At 73.4% G+C, this 15220-nt stretch carries 16 protein-coding genes; 3 read left to right on the forward strand and 13 right to left on the reverse strand.

Annotated features, from left to right (window positions below):
* Positions 1-43: 43 nt before the first annotated feature.
* The 12 genes from AB0F68_RS28915 to AB0F68_RS28970 all read right to left on the reverse strand — a co-directional run bounded on the left by AB0F68_RS28915 (position 44) and on the right by AB0F68_RS28970 (position 12397).
* A complete protein-coding gene (locus tag AB0F68_RS28915) occupies positions 44-1507 on the reverse strand; it encodes an amidase (RefSeq protein WP_357343905.1) in 1464 nt (487 codons plus the stop codon).
* A gap of 182 nt (positions 1508-1689) precedes the next feature.
* Positions 1690-2691, reverse strand: coding sequence for an amidohydrolase family protein (locus AB0F68_RS28920; RefSeq protein WP_357343907.1), 1002 nt, complete (start codon positions 2689-2691; stop codon positions 1690-1692).
* The gene (locus AB0F68_RS28925) at positions 2691-3215 is read right to left on the reverse strand and encodes a 3-hydroxyanthranilate 3,4-dioxygenase (RefSeq protein ID WP_357343909.1); all 525 of its coding nucleotides are present in this window, start codon (positions 3213-3215) and stop codon (positions 2691-2693) included. The genes AB0F68_RS28920 and AB0F68_RS28925 overlap by 1 nt, the downstream gene beginning before the upstream one ends.
* Positions 3212-3634 (reverse strand): RidA family protein, encoded by a 423-nt coding sequence (locus AB0F68_RS28930; protein WP_107076371.1) that lies wholly within the window; start codon positions 3632-3634, stop codon positions 3212-3214. The genes AB0F68_RS28925 and AB0F68_RS28930 overlap by 4 nt, the downstream gene beginning before the upstream one ends.
* A complete protein-coding gene (locus AB0F68_RS28935) occupies positions 3631-4404 on the reverse strand; it encodes a fumarylacetoacetate hydrolase family protein (protein ID WP_357343911.1) in 774 nt (257 codons plus the stop codon). The genes AB0F68_RS28930 and AB0F68_RS28935 overlap by 4 nt, the downstream gene beginning before the upstream one ends.
* Complete coding sequence (gene dmpG / locus AB0F68_RS28940) at positions 4401-5456, reverse strand: 4-hydroxy-2-oxovalerate aldolase (protein ID WP_357343913.1); 1056 nt, start codon at positions 5454-5456, stop codon at positions 4401-4403. Before dmpG ends, AB0F68_RS28935 begins: the two co-directional genes overlap by 4 nt.
* On the reverse strand, positions 5453-6385 hold the full coding sequence (locus tag AB0F68_RS28945; RefSeq protein ID WP_357343916.1) for an acetaldehyde dehydrogenase (acetylating): 933 nt from the start codon (positions 6383-6385) through the stop codon (positions 5453-5455). Before AB0F68_RS28945 ends, dmpG begins: the two co-directional genes overlap by 4 nt.
* Before the next feature lie 58 nt (positions 6386-6443).
* A complete protein-coding gene (locus AB0F68_RS28950) occupies positions 6444-7238 on the reverse strand; it encodes a fumarylacetoacetate hydrolase family protein (RefSeq protein ID WP_357343918.1) in 795 nt (264 codons plus the stop codon).
* Between the two features lie 65 nt (positions 7239-7303).
* Entirely contained in the window at positions 7304-8785 is a 1482-nt protein-coding gene (locus tag AB0F68_RS28955) for a 2-hydroxymuconic semialdehyde dehydrogenase (protein WP_357343970.1), read from the reverse strand.
* 20 nt (positions 8786-8805) lie between these two features.
* The gene (locus AB0F68_RS28960; protein WP_357343920.1) at positions 8806-10140 is read right to left on the reverse strand and encodes an NAD(P)/FAD-dependent oxidoreductase; all 1335 of its coding nucleotides are present in this window, start codon (positions 10138-10140) and stop codon (positions 8806-8808) included.
* Complete coding sequence (gene kynU / locus AB0F68_RS28965; RefSeq protein ID WP_357343922.1) at positions 10137-11501, reverse strand: kynureninase; 1365 nt, start codon at positions 11499-11501, stop codon at positions 10137-10139. Before kynU ends, AB0F68_RS28960 begins: the two co-directional genes overlap by 4 nt.
* Positions 11502-11512: 11 nt before the next feature.
* On the reverse strand, positions 11513-12397 hold the full coding sequence (locus AB0F68_RS28970; RefSeq protein ID WP_357343971.1) for a tryptophan 2,3-dioxygenase family protein: 885 nt from the start codon (positions 12395-12397) through the stop codon (positions 11513-11515).
* A 142-nt stretch (positions 12398-12539) separates the two neighbouring features.
* On the opposite strand from AB0F68_RS28970, the gene AB0F68_RS28975 reads away from it, so the two are divergent.
* The 3 genes from AB0F68_RS28975 to AB0F68_RS28985 all read left to right on the forward strand — a co-directional run bounded on the left by AB0F68_RS28975 (position 12540) and on the right by AB0F68_RS28985 (position 14519).
* Positions 12540-13010, forward strand: a complete 471-nt coding sequence (locus tag AB0F68_RS28975) for an Lrp/AsnC family transcriptional regulator (RefSeq protein ID WP_357343924.1) — start codon at positions 12540-12542, stop codon at positions 13008-13010.
* Between the two features lie 114 nt (positions 13011-13124).
* Positions 13125-13634 (forward strand): hypothetical protein, encoded by a 510-nt coding sequence (locus AB0F68_RS28980; RefSeq protein ID WP_357343926.1) that lies wholly within the window; start codon positions 13125-13127, stop codon positions 13632-13634.
* 12 nt (positions 13635-13646) lie between these two features.
* On the forward strand, positions 13647-14519 hold the full coding sequence (locus tag AB0F68_RS28985; RefSeq protein ID WP_357343928.1) for a class F sortase: 873 nt from the start codon (positions 13647-13649) through the stop codon (positions 14517-14519).
* A 7-nt stretch (positions 14520-14526) separates the two neighbouring features.
* Here the strand turns inward: AB0F68_RS28985 and AB0F68_RS28990 are convergent, their stop codons facing one another.
* On the reverse strand, positions 14527-15066 hold the full coding sequence (locus AB0F68_RS28990) for an HNH endonuclease (RefSeq protein ID WP_357343930.1): 540 nt from the start codon (positions 15064-15066) through the stop codon (positions 14527-14529).
* Positions 15067-15220: the final 154 nt, after the last annotated feature.

A 15220-nucleotide genomic window follows, 5' to 3' on the forward strand; every position in this document is an offset into this window, starting at 1 on the left:
AGGCGGAAAGAGAGACCAGGAATGTTCCGGGTCGGGTGGACGGTCATGACGACGCGCGCCCGACTCCGCTTGTGCTGTTCACGTTAGCGGAGTCGACCGCCCGCCAGATTGCGGGGTGGTGATCCCACCCGCCACAGCCGTGCTCCAGTTGCGCGGCAGTGGCTATCAATGTCGCGTCGTCGCCGTACCGGCCGGTGAGCAGCACCCCGACCGGCAGCCCGTCGCCCGTTCGGCCGACCGGCAGCGAAACGGACGGGTCGCCGGTGACGTTGAAGATGGCGCAGTACGGCGAAAACCGGCGCTGCCGGTCGAAATCCTCGGCCGGACCCAGGCTGGCGAACGCGCCCACCGACGCCTGCGGGGCGGCCAGGGTGGGGCAGAGCAACAGGTCGCAGCCGGCGGTGCGGCGCACGCCCCGGCGTACCTGGGCCTGGAGTTCGCTCAGCGCGGCCATCAGCGGACCGGCGCCGACGGCCGTGCCCCGGGCCCGCAGGAACCGGGTCAGCGGCAGCAGGTCGTTCTCCCGCTCGGGCGGCACGGGAGCGAGCGCCAGCACGTACCAGATGGTCTCGAAGAGCGGCCACGCCTCGGGGCCGAGCGGCGCGGGGACGTCGACCACCTCGTGGCCGGCCGCGGCGAGCAGCCCGGCGGCCCGGTCGACGGCGGCCACGCAGTCCGGGTGGACCGGTTCGTCGGCGAGCATCGGAGTGGTGAACCGGCCGATCCGCAGCCGGCCCGGCGCGGCCTCCCGGGCGGCGCCCAGATAGCCGCCGATGGGCGCGACGGGCGGCAGGTACGGCTCGCCGGGCACCGGTTGCGCCAGCACGTCGAGGAGCGCGGCCACGTCGGCCACGGTGCGGCCGAGCGGGCCGTTGATGGGCAGCCCGAACGCCCCGAAACCGAGCGGCCCGCCGGAGACCAGTCCCCGGCTGGGCTTGTAGCCGACCAGGCCGCAGAGCGCCGCCGGGATGCGCAGCGAGCCGCCGCCGTCGGAACCCTGCGCCACCGGCACCAGCCCGCCGGCCACCGCGGCCGCCGCCCCGCCGCTGGACCCGCCCGCCGTGTAGCCGAGGCCCCACGGGTTGCGGGCCGGCGGCGCGACGAGCCCCTCGGAGTAGAGCGAGCAGCCCAGCTCGGAGGTGGTGGTCTTACCGAGGCTGACCAGCCCGGCGGCGGCCATGAGACGGACCACGTCGGCGTCGACCGGCGGCACGAAGTCGGCGAAGGCGGCCGAGCCGAAGGTGGTACGCACCCCGGCGGTGAGGGTCAGGTCCTTGATCGCGGTCGGCACCCCGTGCAGCGGGCCCCGCCGCTCTGCCGGGGCGGCGTCGGCGGCGGCCGCCGCGGCCCGCGCGCGTTCCGGGGTGACCGTGACGAACGCGCCGAGGGTGTCGCCGAGCGCGTCCACCCGGAGCAGGTGGTGCTCGACCAGTTCCACGCTGGACAGCTCACCCCGGCGGATCGCGGCGGCCTGCTCCAGCGCGGTCAGGTCGTGCGGCTCGGCCATACCGCCATCCTGCCTGGTCACAGCGACCCTCGCACTCACCACCCGCCGCGTGCCCGCCGGCCAACCGGGGGTGACCCGTCAGTTTGCTCTGCCGCCACCCACGCAACACCGTGTCGCCGAGGTGCTGCGCCGACGGCTGCAGAGCAAAGGCGGCGCGAGGTGGTGCCGCGGTTGCCGGGGGGTCAGCCGTGCAGGAAGCGCAGGGCGTTGCGGGACAGGAGCTTGTCGCGCTGGTCGGCCGTGAGGAAGTCGGCCTTGCGGACCACCTGCCCGACCGGCCGCTCCCCCAGCGGGTACGGGTAGTCGCTGCCGACCAGCACCCGGTCCTCCCCCATGGTGTCGACCAGCAGCCGCAGCGCCGCCGGCTCGAAGACCACGGAATCGACGGAGAACCGGTCGACGTAGGCGCCGGGCGGGGCGCTGGACGCGCCGCGGACCAGGTCGCCGCGGCGGTGCCAGGCGTTGTCGGCACGGCCCAGCCAGAACGGGAAGCTGCCGCCGCCGTGCGCGAAGCAGATCCGCAGCGTCTCCGGCACCCGGTCGAAGACCCCGCCGAGGATCAGCGCCAGCACCGACAGGTGCGTCTCGGCCGGCATCCCGGTCAGCCAGCGGGCCATCCACCGGTCCAGCCGGGGGCCGCCCGGCATGTCCCACGGGTGCACGAAGACCGGCGCGCCCACCTCGGCGCAGTGGGTCAGGAACTGCACGATGCCGGCGTCGTCGAGGTCGCGGTCGCCGACGTGGTTGCCGATCTCCACCCCGGCGTGCCCGGCGGCCAGGCAGCGGTCCAGCTCGGCGCAGGCGGCGTCCGGGTCCTGCAACGGCACCTGGCAGAAGGGCACCAGCCGGTCGCCCCCGGCCGCGGTGACCTCCAGGGTGAGGTCGTTGAAGATGCGGGCCACCTTGACCGCCTGGTCGGCGGGGCGGTCGTAGCTGAAGAAGACCGGGGTGGGCGAGACGACCTGCACGTCGACGCCGTCGGCGGCCATGTCGGCGAGCCGGGTCTCCGGGTCCCAGCACTCCGCGCCGACCGGCCGGAACTCCGTCTCCCCCACCATGATCATGGCGGCGCGCTCGGAGTCCACCCGCAGCCAGGGCCAGCCGGACCCGCCGCAGGCTGCGGCGAGGTCCGGCCACCCCTTGGGTACGACGTGCGTGTGCACGTCGACGACGGGTCGGGGCATCAGCCCTTGCCCGGGTGCAGCGCGCCGCAGGCGGTGCAGGTGCGGGCCTTCTCGTCGGCGTAGAACGCCGCGAAGACCGGCGGCAGGTCGGCGGCGATGTCGCGGACCTGGAGCTCCACCTCGTGCACCTTGTGGTGGCACTCGGGGCAGTACCACTGGAACTTCTCCAGCGTGCCCTCCTCGCGGACCCGCTCGATCACCATGCCGATCGAGCCGGCCTCCGGGCGCTGCGGCGAGTGCGGGGTGTTGCGCGGCAGCATCCACATCTGCCCCTCGCGCACGTGCACCGTACGCGGCCCCTCGGGGAGCATCAGGTTGATGTGCATGTTGCCCTTGACCTGGTAGAAGAACTCCTCGTACGGGTCGACGTGGAAGTCGGTCCGCTGGTTCGGGCCGCCCACCACCATGACGATGAAGTCGTCGCTGCCCGGCAGCATCTCCTTGTTGCCCACCGGCGGCTTGAGCAGGTGCTGGTTCTCCCCGATCCAACCCTGGAAGCTGAACGGCTCGGCGATCTCACTCACGACTGACCTCCCGACGGAAGTAGGGCCACGGCCTGCATCTCGATCAGCAGGTGCGGATGCGGAAGCTGGTGCACGGCCACCGTGGTCCGGGTCGGCCCGGTGGCGTCGAAGAACTCCGCCCACACCTCGTTGTAGCCACCGAAGTCGTTCATGTTGACCAGGTAGCTGGTGACCTGCACCAGGTCGCCCAGGTCCGCGCCGACCGAGCGGAGCAGGTCGCGGATGTTCCCGATCACGGCCCGGGTCTGCGCCCGGATGTCGAGGTCGGTGGTGCCGAACTCGTCCACGGAGACACCGGCGAAGGTGTTGTCCGGCCGGCGCGACGACGTACCCGAGACGAAGACGAACCCGCCGGCGACCTTGACATGCGGGAAGGCGCCACGCGGCACGGCCTTCCCGGCCACCACCCGGGCCGTCATGATCCCGCCCGCAGCGAGGCGGTGCCGAGCTTCTCGACCACGGCCCGGACGTGCGCGCCGGGGCGCAGCGGCACGGCGGCGGTGGCCGCCCCGGCCAGGAAGACCCAGCCCTCGCGGAGCCGGACGCCGTGCCGGGCGGCCAGCCGGATGCCCTCGTCCAGCGCCCGGCGCGGGTCGCCGAGGATCGCGGCCGTGGCGCCGACCTGCGCCACCCGCCCGTCGATCTCCAGCAGCACGCCGAGGTTGTCCAGCCCGTCCGGCACCGGCGACCAGGGCCCGACCACGAAGGCCGCTGCCGAGGTGTTGTCGGCGATGACGTCCGGCAGGGAGAAGGTGAAGTTGGCGTACCGGGAGTCGATCAGCTCGATCGCCGGGGCGACCGCGCGGACCGCCTCGGTGAACGCGCCGACCGGCGCACCGGGCTCGGGGAGGCGGTCAAGCAGGAACGCCACCTCCGGCTCGACCCGGGGGTGGATGAAGTCGGCCACGTCGACCGTGCCGCCGTCGGGCACCCGCATCACGTCGGTGAGCCGGCCCCAGATCACCTCGTCGACGCCGACCTGGGCCATCTTGGCCTTGCTGGTCAGCCCCATCTTCAGCCCGACCAGCCGCTCGCCCCGGTCGAGGCGGCGCTGGAGCAGCGCGGTCTGCACCGCGTACGCGGCGTCGACGTCGAGGCCGGCCTCGGCGGCGAGTTGCGGGATCGCGCTGGCGGTGTCGGCGGCCGCGCCCAGCTTCTCGGCGATCCCCGCGATATCCGGTCCGATCATGGGTGCTCCTTGCTCGCCAGGTCGAGTGCCACGTCCACGATCATGTCCTCCTGGCCGCCGACCATCCGGCGCCGGCCCAGCTCGACCAGGATCGAGCGGACGTCCACCCCGTACTTCGCGGAGGCGCGCTCGGCGTGGCGGAGGAAGCTGGAGTAGACGCCCGCGTAGCCGAGGGAGAGCGTCTCCCGGTCGACCTGGACCGGCCGGTCCTGGAGCGGGCGGACCAAATCGTCGGCCGCGTCCATCAGTGCGAACACGTCGCAGCCGTGCTTCCAGCCGTGCAGTTCGGCGACCGCGACGAAGACCTCCAGCGGGGCGTTGCCGGCGCCCGCGCCCATGCCGGCCAGGGAGGCGTCCACCCGGACGGTCCGGCCGTGCGGCGAGCCGAGCGGCCCGGCGCCGAGGATCCGGCCGTGCTCGACGGCCAGCACGCTGTTGGCCACGCCGAGCGACAGGTTGTGGTGGGCGTGGATGCCGATCTGCGTCTCCGGTTCGAGCACCTGCCGGTACGCGTCGACCCGCTCGGACACGTCGGACATGAGCAGCCGCCCGCCGGAGTCGGTGACGTAGACGCAGTGCGCCCCGTACGACTCCATGAGCTTGGCCTGCGCGGCCAGCCCGGCCGGGTCGTTCATGTGCGACATCATCAGGAACCCGGAGACGTCCATGCCGTTCTCCCGGGCCCAGGAGATGTGCTGGGCGGAGATGTCCGCCTCGGTGCAGTGCGTAGCGATCCGGACGCTGGTCACCCCGAGCGCCTTGGCCGCCTTCAGGTCGGCGATGGTGCCGATGCCGGGCAGCAGCAGGGTGGTGAGCCGGGCGCTGGTCAGCACCTCGGCGGCGGCGGAGATCCAGTCGGCGTCGCCGGCCGCGCCATGGCCGTAGTTGACGCTGGAGCCGGCCAGCCCGTCGCCGTGCGCCACCTCGATGGCGGCCACCCCGGCCGCGTCGAGCGCGGCAGCGATGGTCCGCACCTGGTCCACCGGGTACCGGTGCGCGATGGCGTGCATGCCGTCGCGCAGCGTCACGTCCTGGATGTAGAGGTCGGTCATGCCGGGACCCCCTTGGTGCGCAGGGCGACCAGTCGCTCGGCGGTGCGCAGCGCGGCCGACGTCATGATGTCGAGGTTCCCGGCGTACGCGGGCAGGTAGTGTCCGGCGCCGGAGACCTCCAGGAAGACCGAGACCTGGAGCCCGGTGAAGTGCCGGCCCAGCACCGGCGCGTAGGTGTCCACCCGGTCGAACTGCACGTCCTGCTTGAGCCGGTAGCCCGGGACGTACTCCTGCACGGTCTTCACCATCTCGGAGACCGAGGCGGCGATGGCGGAACGGTCGGCGTCGGCGTCCGGGCAGAGGCAGTAGACCGTGTCCCGCATGAGCAGCGGCGGGTCGGCCGGGTTCAGCACGATGATGGCCTTGCCGCGCTCGGCGCCGCCGACCACCTCGATGGCCCGGGCGGTGGTCTCGGTGAACTCGTCGATGTTGGCGCGGGTGCCCGGCCCGGCCGACTTCGAGGCGATCGAGGCGACGATCTCCCCGTACGCGACCGGGGTGACCCGGCCGACCGCGTGCACGATCGGCACGGTGGCCTGCCCGCCGCAGGTCACCATGTTCACGTTGGGCCGGTCCAGGTGCTCGTCGAGGTTGACCGGCGGCACCACGTACGGGCCGATGGCGGCCGGCGTCAGGTCGACCACGGTCCGGCCGTGCGCCCGCAGCACCGCGTCGTGGTGCCGGTGCGCGCCGGCCGAGGTGGCGTCGAAGACCAGCTCGACGTCGGCGAACTCGGGCAGCGCCACCAGTCCGTCGACGCCCTCGGCGGTGGTCGCCACGCCGAGCCGCCGGGCCCGGGCGAGACCGTCGGACGCCGGGTCGATGCCGGCCATCGCCACCATCCGCAGCTCGGTGCTGAGCCGCAGCACCTTGATCATCAGGTCGGTGCCGATGTTGCCCGACCCGAGCACCGCCACGCCGACGGTCATGCTGTGCCGCCTTTCGTTCTCGACTGCCGGGCTCGCAGAACCGGCTCACTCCTCGCGCTCACGGGGTCTCCTTCGAGAAGCAGGTCCGCACCGAGCCGAGCCCGGAGATGCGCGCCTCGTACGCGGCGCCCGGGGTCACGGGCACCATCGGGCCGAGCGCCCCGGAGAGCACCACGTCCCCGGCCTTCAGCGGGTCGCCGGCGCGCGCCATGGTGCCGGCCAGCCACTCCAGCGCGTGCAACGGGTTGCCGAGGCAGGCCGCCCCGGCGCCGACCGAGACCGGCTCGCCGGCGTGCTCCAGCACCATGCCGCAGAGCCGCAGGTCCACGTCGGCCAGCCGGCGGGGCGCGGTGCCGAGCACGAAGAGCCCGCTGGAGGCGTTGTCCGCCACGGTGTCCACGATGGAGATGTCCCAGCCGGCGATCCGCGAGTCGACGATCTCGATGGCCGGCAGCACGTGGTCGACGGCCCGGATCAGGTCGACGGTGGTGACCCGCTCGTCGGGCAGGTCGGCGCCGAGCACGAAGGCGATCTCGGCCTCCACCCGGGGCTGGAGCAGCCGGCTCATCGGCACCTCGACGCCGTCGCCGACCGCCATGTCGTCGAAGAGCACCCCGAAGTCGGGCTGGAAGACGCCGAAGTTCTCCTGCACGGCGCGGGAGGTGAGGCCGATCTTCGCGCCCACCCGGCGGTGGCCCTTGCCGAGCCGCTGCCGGGTGTAGACCTGCTGCACCTGGTAGGCCGCCTCGATGTCACCCTCCGGCAGCAGCCGTCCGCGCAGCGGCGGGCACGGCTTCTCGTCCTGCCGGGCCACGGCCAGTTCCCGGTTGGCGGCTTCGATGTCAACGGTCATGCCGGCTCCTCGCTGCGTTCGCTTGGGACGCCGGCCATTCTGCCCGGGGCGCGCACTCCGCTCGGTCATGAGAGGTCCACGCAGACGTTGGTGAGTTCGGAGTAGAAGTCGAGCGAGTGCACCCCGCCCTCCCGGCCGATGCCGGAGGCCTTCACCCCGCCGAACGGGGTCCGCAGGTCGCGCAGGAACCAGGTGTTCACCCAGACGATGCCGGCGTCCAGCCGGGACCCGGCCCGGTGCGCCCGGCCCACGTCCCGGGTCCAGACCGTCGCCGCCAGGCCGTAGTCGGTGGCGTTGGCCAGGGCGTACGCCTCGTCCTCGTCGTCGAACGGGGCGACGTGCACCACCGGGCCGAAGATCTCCTCCCGGTTGGTGCGGGCGTCCGCCCCCAGCCCGGTGAGCACGGTCGGCTGCACGTACGCGCCGCCGTCGCGGGCGTCGCCGAAGCGCGGCGTCCCACCCCCGGCGCGCACCTCGGCGCCCTCGGTCCGGGCCAGCTCGTAGTGGCCGAGCACCTTGTCCCGGTGGCCGTGCGAGATCAGCGGCATGTTCACCGTGGCCTCGTCGGCCGGCCAGCCGTACGCCAGCTCGTCGGCGCGCTTGGCCAGCCGCGCGGTGAACTCGTCGAAGACCGGACGCTGCACGTAGATCCGCTCGGTGCAGAGGCACACCTGGCCGCCGTTGGTGAAGCTGGACCGGACCGAGCCGGCGACCGCCGCGTCCAGGTCCGCGTCGGCGAAGACCAGGCCGGCGTTCTTGCCGCCCAGCTCGAAGCTGACCGCCTTCACCCCGTCGGCGGCGGCGCGCATGATGGCGCTGCCGGTGGCCGACTCGCCGGTGAAGGTGATCGCGTCGACGCCCGGGTGCCGGGTGAGGTGCTCGCCGGCCGAGCCGGGGCCGAAGCCGTGCACCAGGTTGAACACGCCCTCGGGCAGGCCCGCCGCGGCCATCACCTCGGCGAGCAGAGTCGCCGAAGCCGGGGTCTCCTCGCTGGGCTTGACCACCACGGCGTTGCCGCAGGCCAGGGCCGGGGCGACCTTCCAGGTGAGCAGGAGCAGCGGCAGGTTCCACGGCACGATGATCGCCACCACGCCGACCGGCTTGCGGACCGCGTAGTTCAGCGCCCGGCCGCCGGTCGGGGTCACCGTGGTGAAGGACTCCGTCGGCGCGGTCACCACGATCTCGGCGAACGCCCGGAAGTTGGCCGCCCCACGCGGGATGTCCAGCGTGCGGGCCTGGGAGATGGCCTTACCGGTGTCGGCCACCTCGGCGGCGACCAGGTCGTCGAAGCGGCGTTCCAGCTCATCGGCGACCCGGCGGAGCACCTCGGCGCGCTCCCGCTCGCCCATCCGGCCCCACGGGCCGCGCAGGGCCGCCCGGGCCGCGGTCACCGCGTCGTCCACGACGGACTCGCCCGCCTCGACCACCTCGAAGACCGGCTCGCCGGTGACCGGGCTGCGCTTGGTGAACCTCGGTCCGGCGTCCACGAAGGAGCCGCCGACGAAGTTGCGCAACAGGCCGGGTCCGTCCGGCGCGTGCCCGGCCATCAGCCGGGGATCCCAGAGCGTCATCCTCGCCTCCCTCGGCCGAGCGCCACCGTCGCCCCGGCCAGCGCGGCCACCGCGCCCGCCGCCACCGCCCCCACCACCGCGTACTGCCGGCGCACCCGGCGGCGCACCTCGGCGTACGGGGTGGTGGAGAAGGAGACCAGCTCGTACTGCGAGACGTAGCGGCCGGGCAGGGCGCGCTCCAGCGCGTGCTCGATCTTCTTGCGGGTCTGGAACACCGTGGAGGCGACCTTGTCCCGCATCTCCACGAAGTTGGTCAGCGCCATCCGGGCGATCGCCTCGGCGTTGGCCTGCCGGCGGTGCTGGAACAGCGGCAGCGCGGACGCCCACTGGTCGCCGCACTCGTCCAGGCAGCGGTCCAGCTCGACCACGTCCTCGAACGCGCAGTTCGCGCCCTGGCCGTAGAACGGCACGATGGCGTGCGCCGCGTCGCCGAGCAGGCCGACCCTGCCGGCCACCTGCCACGGCGTGCAGCGGACCGTGCCCAGCACCCCGACCGGGTTGTGCTGGTAGTCGTCGACCAGGTTCGGCGCGAGCGGCACCAGGTCCGGGTAGTGGGTGGCGAAGTAGGTCTCGATGGCGGCCGGGCTGCCCAGCGAGGCGAAGCTCTGCGTGCCGTGGGTCGGCCAGAACAGCGTGCAGGTGAAGGAGCGGTCCGGGTTGGGCAGCGCGATCATCATCGAGGTGCCGCGCGGCCAGATGTGCAGAGCGCCCGGGTCCAGGGCGAACTCGCCGCCGATCGGCGGGATGGTGAGTTCCTTGTAGCCGTAGTCGAGGAAGTCCAGGCTCTCGGTCACCGCCCCGTACGCCAGCAACTGCCCGCGCACCGCGGAGCCGGCACCGTCGGCGCCGAGCACCACCGACGCGGTCTCGCTGGCCTTGCCCTGCGGGGTCTCGAAGGTCATCTCACCGGTGGCCGGGTCGAGCCCGACGAGCCGGTGGTCGAAGGCGATCCGCACGCCGGGCAGCGCGGTGGCGGCGTCGAGCAGGGCGTTGTTCAGCGCGCCCCGGCTGATCGAGTTGATCGCCCGGTCGCCGGACACGCTGTACGACTGGAACTGCGGCTCCCCCTCCACCGGGTGGATCATCCGGCCGCGCATCGGCAGCGCGTCCGTCATCACCTGCTGGTCCAGCCCGATCCGGCGCAGCGCGTCCAGGCCGCGCTCGGAGAGCGCCAGGTTGATCGAGCGGCCCCGCTCGACCCGGCCGGTGCGCGGGTCCGGCCGCCGCTCGTAGAGGGCGACCGGGTAGCCCCGCCGGGCCAGGAAGCAGGCCAGCAGGCAGCCGGCCAGCCCGGCGCCGACGACGGCGATCTCCTCGCGTTCCGTACTCATGAGGAATGCCCGCCTTTCGTTCGCGACTGCGGGGCTCGCAGACCCGGCTCACTCCTCGCGCTCACCGGCACGGCCTCGGCCAGCGCGTCGGCGACCCGCCAGCAGTCGTGGTACGTCGAGTAGAGCGGCACCGGGGCGAACCGGACCACGTCCGGCTCCCGGGCGTCCGCGATCACACCGTGCTCGTGCCGCAGCCGCTTGGTCAACTCGTTGGCGCTGCCGGCGCCGATCCGGACCGAGAGCTGGCAGCCCCGGCGGGCCGGGTCGCGCGGGGTGATCACGGTCAGCGGCCGGTCGGCGGTCACCTCGTCGAGCAGCCGCTCCAGGTAGCCGGTGAGCCGGAGGCTGCGCTCGCGCAGCGCGGGCATGCCGACCGAGTCGAACAGCTCCAGCGAGGTGCGCACCGGGCCCATCGCGAAGATCGGCGGATTCGAGATCTGCCACGCCTCGGCGGTGGCCGGCGGCCGGGAGACCGGGGTCATCTCGAACCGGGTGGCCGCCTCGGTGCTCCACCAGCCCTCGAAGCGCGGGAGGTCCGGGTCGCCGAGGTGGCGCTCGTGGACGAAGACGCCGGCCAGGGCGCCGGGGCCGGAGTTCAGGTACTTGTAGGAGCACCAGGCGGCGAAGTCCACGTCCCAGTCGTGCAGCGCCAGCGGCACGTTGCCGGCCGCGTGCGCTAGGTCCCAGCCGACCACCGCGCCGGCGGCCCGCCCCGCGGCGGTGATCGCCGGGATGTCCATCAGCTCACCGGTCAGGTAGTTGACCCCGCCGAGCAGCAGCAGCGCCACGGTGTGCCCCTCGGCGGCCAGGAAGTCGAGGACGTCCTGGGTCCGCAGGGTGTCCTCGCCCGGGCGCGGCTTGAGCCGGACGACGGCGGTGTCCGGGTCGAGGCCGTGGAAGCGGGCCTGGCTGCGCACCGCGTAGCTGTCCGAGGGGAAGCTGCTGTCCTCGATGACGATCCGGGTCCGCTCCCCCGCCGGCCGGTAGAAGCTCACCATCAGCAGGTGCAGGTTGACCGTGAGGGAGTTCATCACCACGGTCTCCGCGGGCCGGGCGCCGACCAGTCGCGCGGCCGGCGCGGTCAGCAGTTCGTGGTACGGCAGCCAGGGCCGCTCCGCCTCCAGGTGCCCCTCCACGCCCAGCCGCCGCCAGGCGTCCAGGTCGCCGAGGAGTTCCTCCCGGGTGGCCCGGGGTTGCAGACCCAGCGAGTTGCCGGCCAGGTACGCCACCTCCGGGTAGCGCCCGCCCTCGGCGGGCGGCACGAGGAACAGGTGCCGGTGACCGGGGTCGGCGGCGTCGAGCTTCCGGGCTTCGGCTTCGGCACCGCCGAAGCCCAGCGACTCAGTTTCGGTGTTCCGCACGATTCCTCCGGTCACATCGCGGTCCGGGCCGACCACAGCTCCGGGAAGACCACCCGGGCCATGCTCCGCTGCAACCAGGCCAGCCCGGCGGAGCCGCCGCTGCCGACCTTGGCGCCCATCGAGCGCTGCACCGCCTTGATGTGGTGCCAGCGCCAGTCGCTGAACCCTTCGGCCACCTCGGTCAGCGCCTCGCCGAGCAGGCGCAGGTGGTTGTCGGGGCCGCCGTCGGCGTAGATCCGCACCCAGGCCGCCTCGACGGCGGGGTGCGACTCGTGCTCGGTCGCCACGTCCCGCTCCAGCAGGTCGGCGGGCAGCTCGAAGCCGCGTCGGGCGAGCAGCGCCACCACGTCGTCCCAGAGGCTCGGCGTGGTCAGGGCGGCGGTCAGCTCGGCGTGCACCTCGGCCTGCCGGCGGAACGGGCGGATCAGCGCCGGGTCGCGCAGGCCGAGCAGGAACTCCAGCTGGCGGTACATGGCCGACTGGAAGCCGGAGCCCTCGCCGAGCCGGTCGCGGAACCGGTTGAAGTCGGCCGGGGTCATCCAGCGCAGCCCCTGCCAGGCGGCGTTGAGCCCCTCAAGGTGCAGGGCGGCGCGGCGCAGCGGGGGCAGCGCGTCCCAGATCCGGTTGGCCCGCAGCTCGCGCTGCGCGTGCCGCAGCTCGTGGCAGGTCAGCTTGAAGTACAGCTCCATGATCTGGCTGACCATCAGGAAGGACATCTCGCCCGGGTCGTCGCTCAGCGGCTGCTGGAGCTGGTGCAGGGTGCTGGCCCGCACGTACGCGTCGTAAGGCACCCGGTCGGCGAACTCCAGGGTCGGCTCGCCGCCGTTGCGCGCCGCGCGGACCGCCCGCTGTTGCGAGGTCGCCGGCCGCACCGCCGTCGTCTGTTCCACCGTCATCTCCCTCCGTACGCCGGGGTAGACGACATGATGCCGCTGGTCCATCCGCAGATGGAATGCCTGTTCAACGGCGGTACGGTGGTCTCACCTCTCGCGTCGAAGGCGTCTGCGGCCCTCGACTTCACGGAAGAAAGGTCACCGCGTGGACGACATGGACTGGGCGCTGCTGCGCGAACTTCAGGCCGACGCCCGGCTCTCCTACAGCGAGCTGTCCCGCCGGGTGCACCTCTCCCCGCCCGCGGTGGCCGAGCGGGTGCGCCGGCTGGAGGAGTCCGGGGTGATCACCGGCTACCACGCGCGCGTGGACCTGACCCGGGCCGGCCGGACCGTGCTCGCGCTGATCCGGATGTCCTGTTACGGGTCGCGCTGCATCCTCAACGACCCCGACGTGGCCGACTGGCCCGAGATCATGGAGATCCACCGGATCACCGGCGACGCGTGCAGCATGCTCAAGGTGGCCGCCGGCACGATGGGCGAGTTCGAGGCGGTCATCGACCGGCTCGCCCCGTACGGCCAGCCGTCGAGCACCATGGTTCTCTCCACCCCGCTGGACTGGCACCCGGTCACCCCGCTCCCGCCCGCCGGAGCGCCCCCCGCCGGCCGGCGTCGCTGATCCGCCCCGGGTTCGCCCCCTGATCCGCCCCGGGTTTGCCCCCACGTCAGGGGGAATGCAGCCCGCACTGCCCGTCAGCAGGATTCCGGTGCGCCGCACCGGAAGGGGGGAATCATGCGAGGGCTCCTGTCACACCGCGCGCTCTGGGCCGTTCTGGGCCTGCTAGGCCTTGTCGCGGCGATCGTCCTGACCACGGCCGCCCCGGCCCGCGCCGGGGAGAACGTCTTCGTCGAGGTGACGCCGAACAGCGCCCAGGCCGGCACCCGGGTGAGCATCCGGGCCAGCTGCGACAACAACAACGACCGGCAGGCCCAGGTCACCTCGGACGCCTTCGGCCGGGTGATGCTCCGGCCGGACAACGGCTTCCTCACCGGGGCGGTCACCATTCCCGGCAACAAGGCGCCCGGCGACTACCCGGTGAACCTGGAGTGCTCCAACGGCCAGCGGGCCTCCACCATGCTCACCGTGCTGAACATGGCCCAGCCGAGCAAGGGCCCGGCGACCGGCGGTGGCGGCACCGCGGGCGGCCGGGGCCCCGGTTCACTGCTGCTGGTCGGTGGCCTGGTCGCGGTGGCGGTGGTGGCCGGGGTGAGCGCCCGCCGCAAGACCGGTAGCCGCGTCTGACGAGGTGCGGCCATGGCCCGCTCATCGCGCCGCCACGACCGCACCGGCCCCGGGCCCGACCCGCGCCGGGACGCCGGCGCCGCCCGCCCGGGCCGGCACCGGACCGGCTCCCGGGTCGGGACCGGACTGCGACTGGTGTCCCGCGCCTCGCGACGGTTCGCCCACGCCGCCGGGCACGCCTTCTCGGCCAGCGTCACCACCGCCGACCCGCAGGCCCGCCCGGTCCCGCCGGCGCGGTCCGCTCCGGCCGCCGGCCGCTGGCGGTACGCCGTCCAGCGCGGCCCCGGTGCTCCGGTGCTGGTGGTCGCGGCGCTGATGGCGATCATCGTGGCCATGCTCGGGGTGGAACGGGTGACCGGCATCAGTGTGCTGCCGGAGCAGCTCACTGCGGGGCTGCGCCCGCCGCCGAAGAAGTTCCCGGTGCTGTCCGGCAGCCCGCCGACGGACCTCGCGATCGGCAAGATCGACCTGCGGGCGCCGGTGCACCGGGTCGGCATCGCCCCGGACGGCAGCATCGACGTGCCGGACGTCGGCCGGGCCGGCGAGGTCGGCTGGTACGACCAGGGGCCCACCCCCGGCCAGTACGGCCCGGCGGTCATCGTCGGGCACGTCGACACCACCACCGGTCCGGCCGTCTTCCACGACCTCAGGGACCTCGACGACGGCGACCGGATCGAGGTGACCCGGGAGGACCGCTCGGTGGCCGTCTTCGAGGTGACCTCGATCGAGCGGTACGGCAAGGATCGGCTGCCGGTGCGGGAGGTCTACGGCGACTTCAGCCGCCCCAACCTGCGTCTGATCACCTGCGGCGGCCGGTGGGTGGGCGGCGAGACCGGGTACGCCGACAACCTGGTGGTCTACGCCTCGCTGGTGAAGGCGCGGTGACTGCCGCTCAGGCCGCCTCGGTCTCCGGCTCGCGCAGGTCGAGCCAGTCGGCCCAGCGCGGGTCCGGCGCGCGGTGGCCGAGCACCCGCCAGGCCGTGCCCTTCGGGGCCGCCGGCAGGTTGTGCAGCCGCCAGCCCAGCTCGGCGGGCGTCTTGTCGCCTTTGGTGTGGTTGCAGCGGGCGCAGGCGGCGACCACGTTCTCCCAGGCGTGCCGGCCACCCCGGCTGCGCGGGAAGACGTGGTCGATGGTCTCCGCCGGACCGCGGCAGTAGGCGCAGCGCCAGCCGTCCCGGGCGAAGATCGCGCGCCGGGAGAGCCCGACGTGGGTGCGGTAGGGGACCCGGACGAAGCGGGTCAGCCGGACCACCGAGGGGACCGGGAGCGCGTTGCGCGCGCTGTGCAGGATGCCCTCGCCGTCGGCCACGCAGACGGCCTTGGCGGAGAGCACGAGGATCGCGGCGCGCCGTACCGACACGACACACAGGGGCTCGTAGGTGGCGTTGAGAACGAGTGCACCGGAGCCCGCCGTGGGTCGTATGTCAGGCATCGCGCTCACCCTCCCGGTCCAGCCGCTCCTGCCGCCGCCGCGCCGGGACCGCCCCGCGGGCAGCGGGGAACGACACCGACGCCGGCCGGATCACCGACGTCCGTTGCGCCAATAGTCCCTGATCGCGCCCCGGATTGCACGCACTAATCCGGGG

The organism is Micromonospora sp. NPDC023966 (genome assembly GCF_040639095.1).
Classification (GTDB): Bacteria; Actinomycetota; Actinomycetes; order Mycobacteriales; family Micromonosporaceae; genus Micromonospora.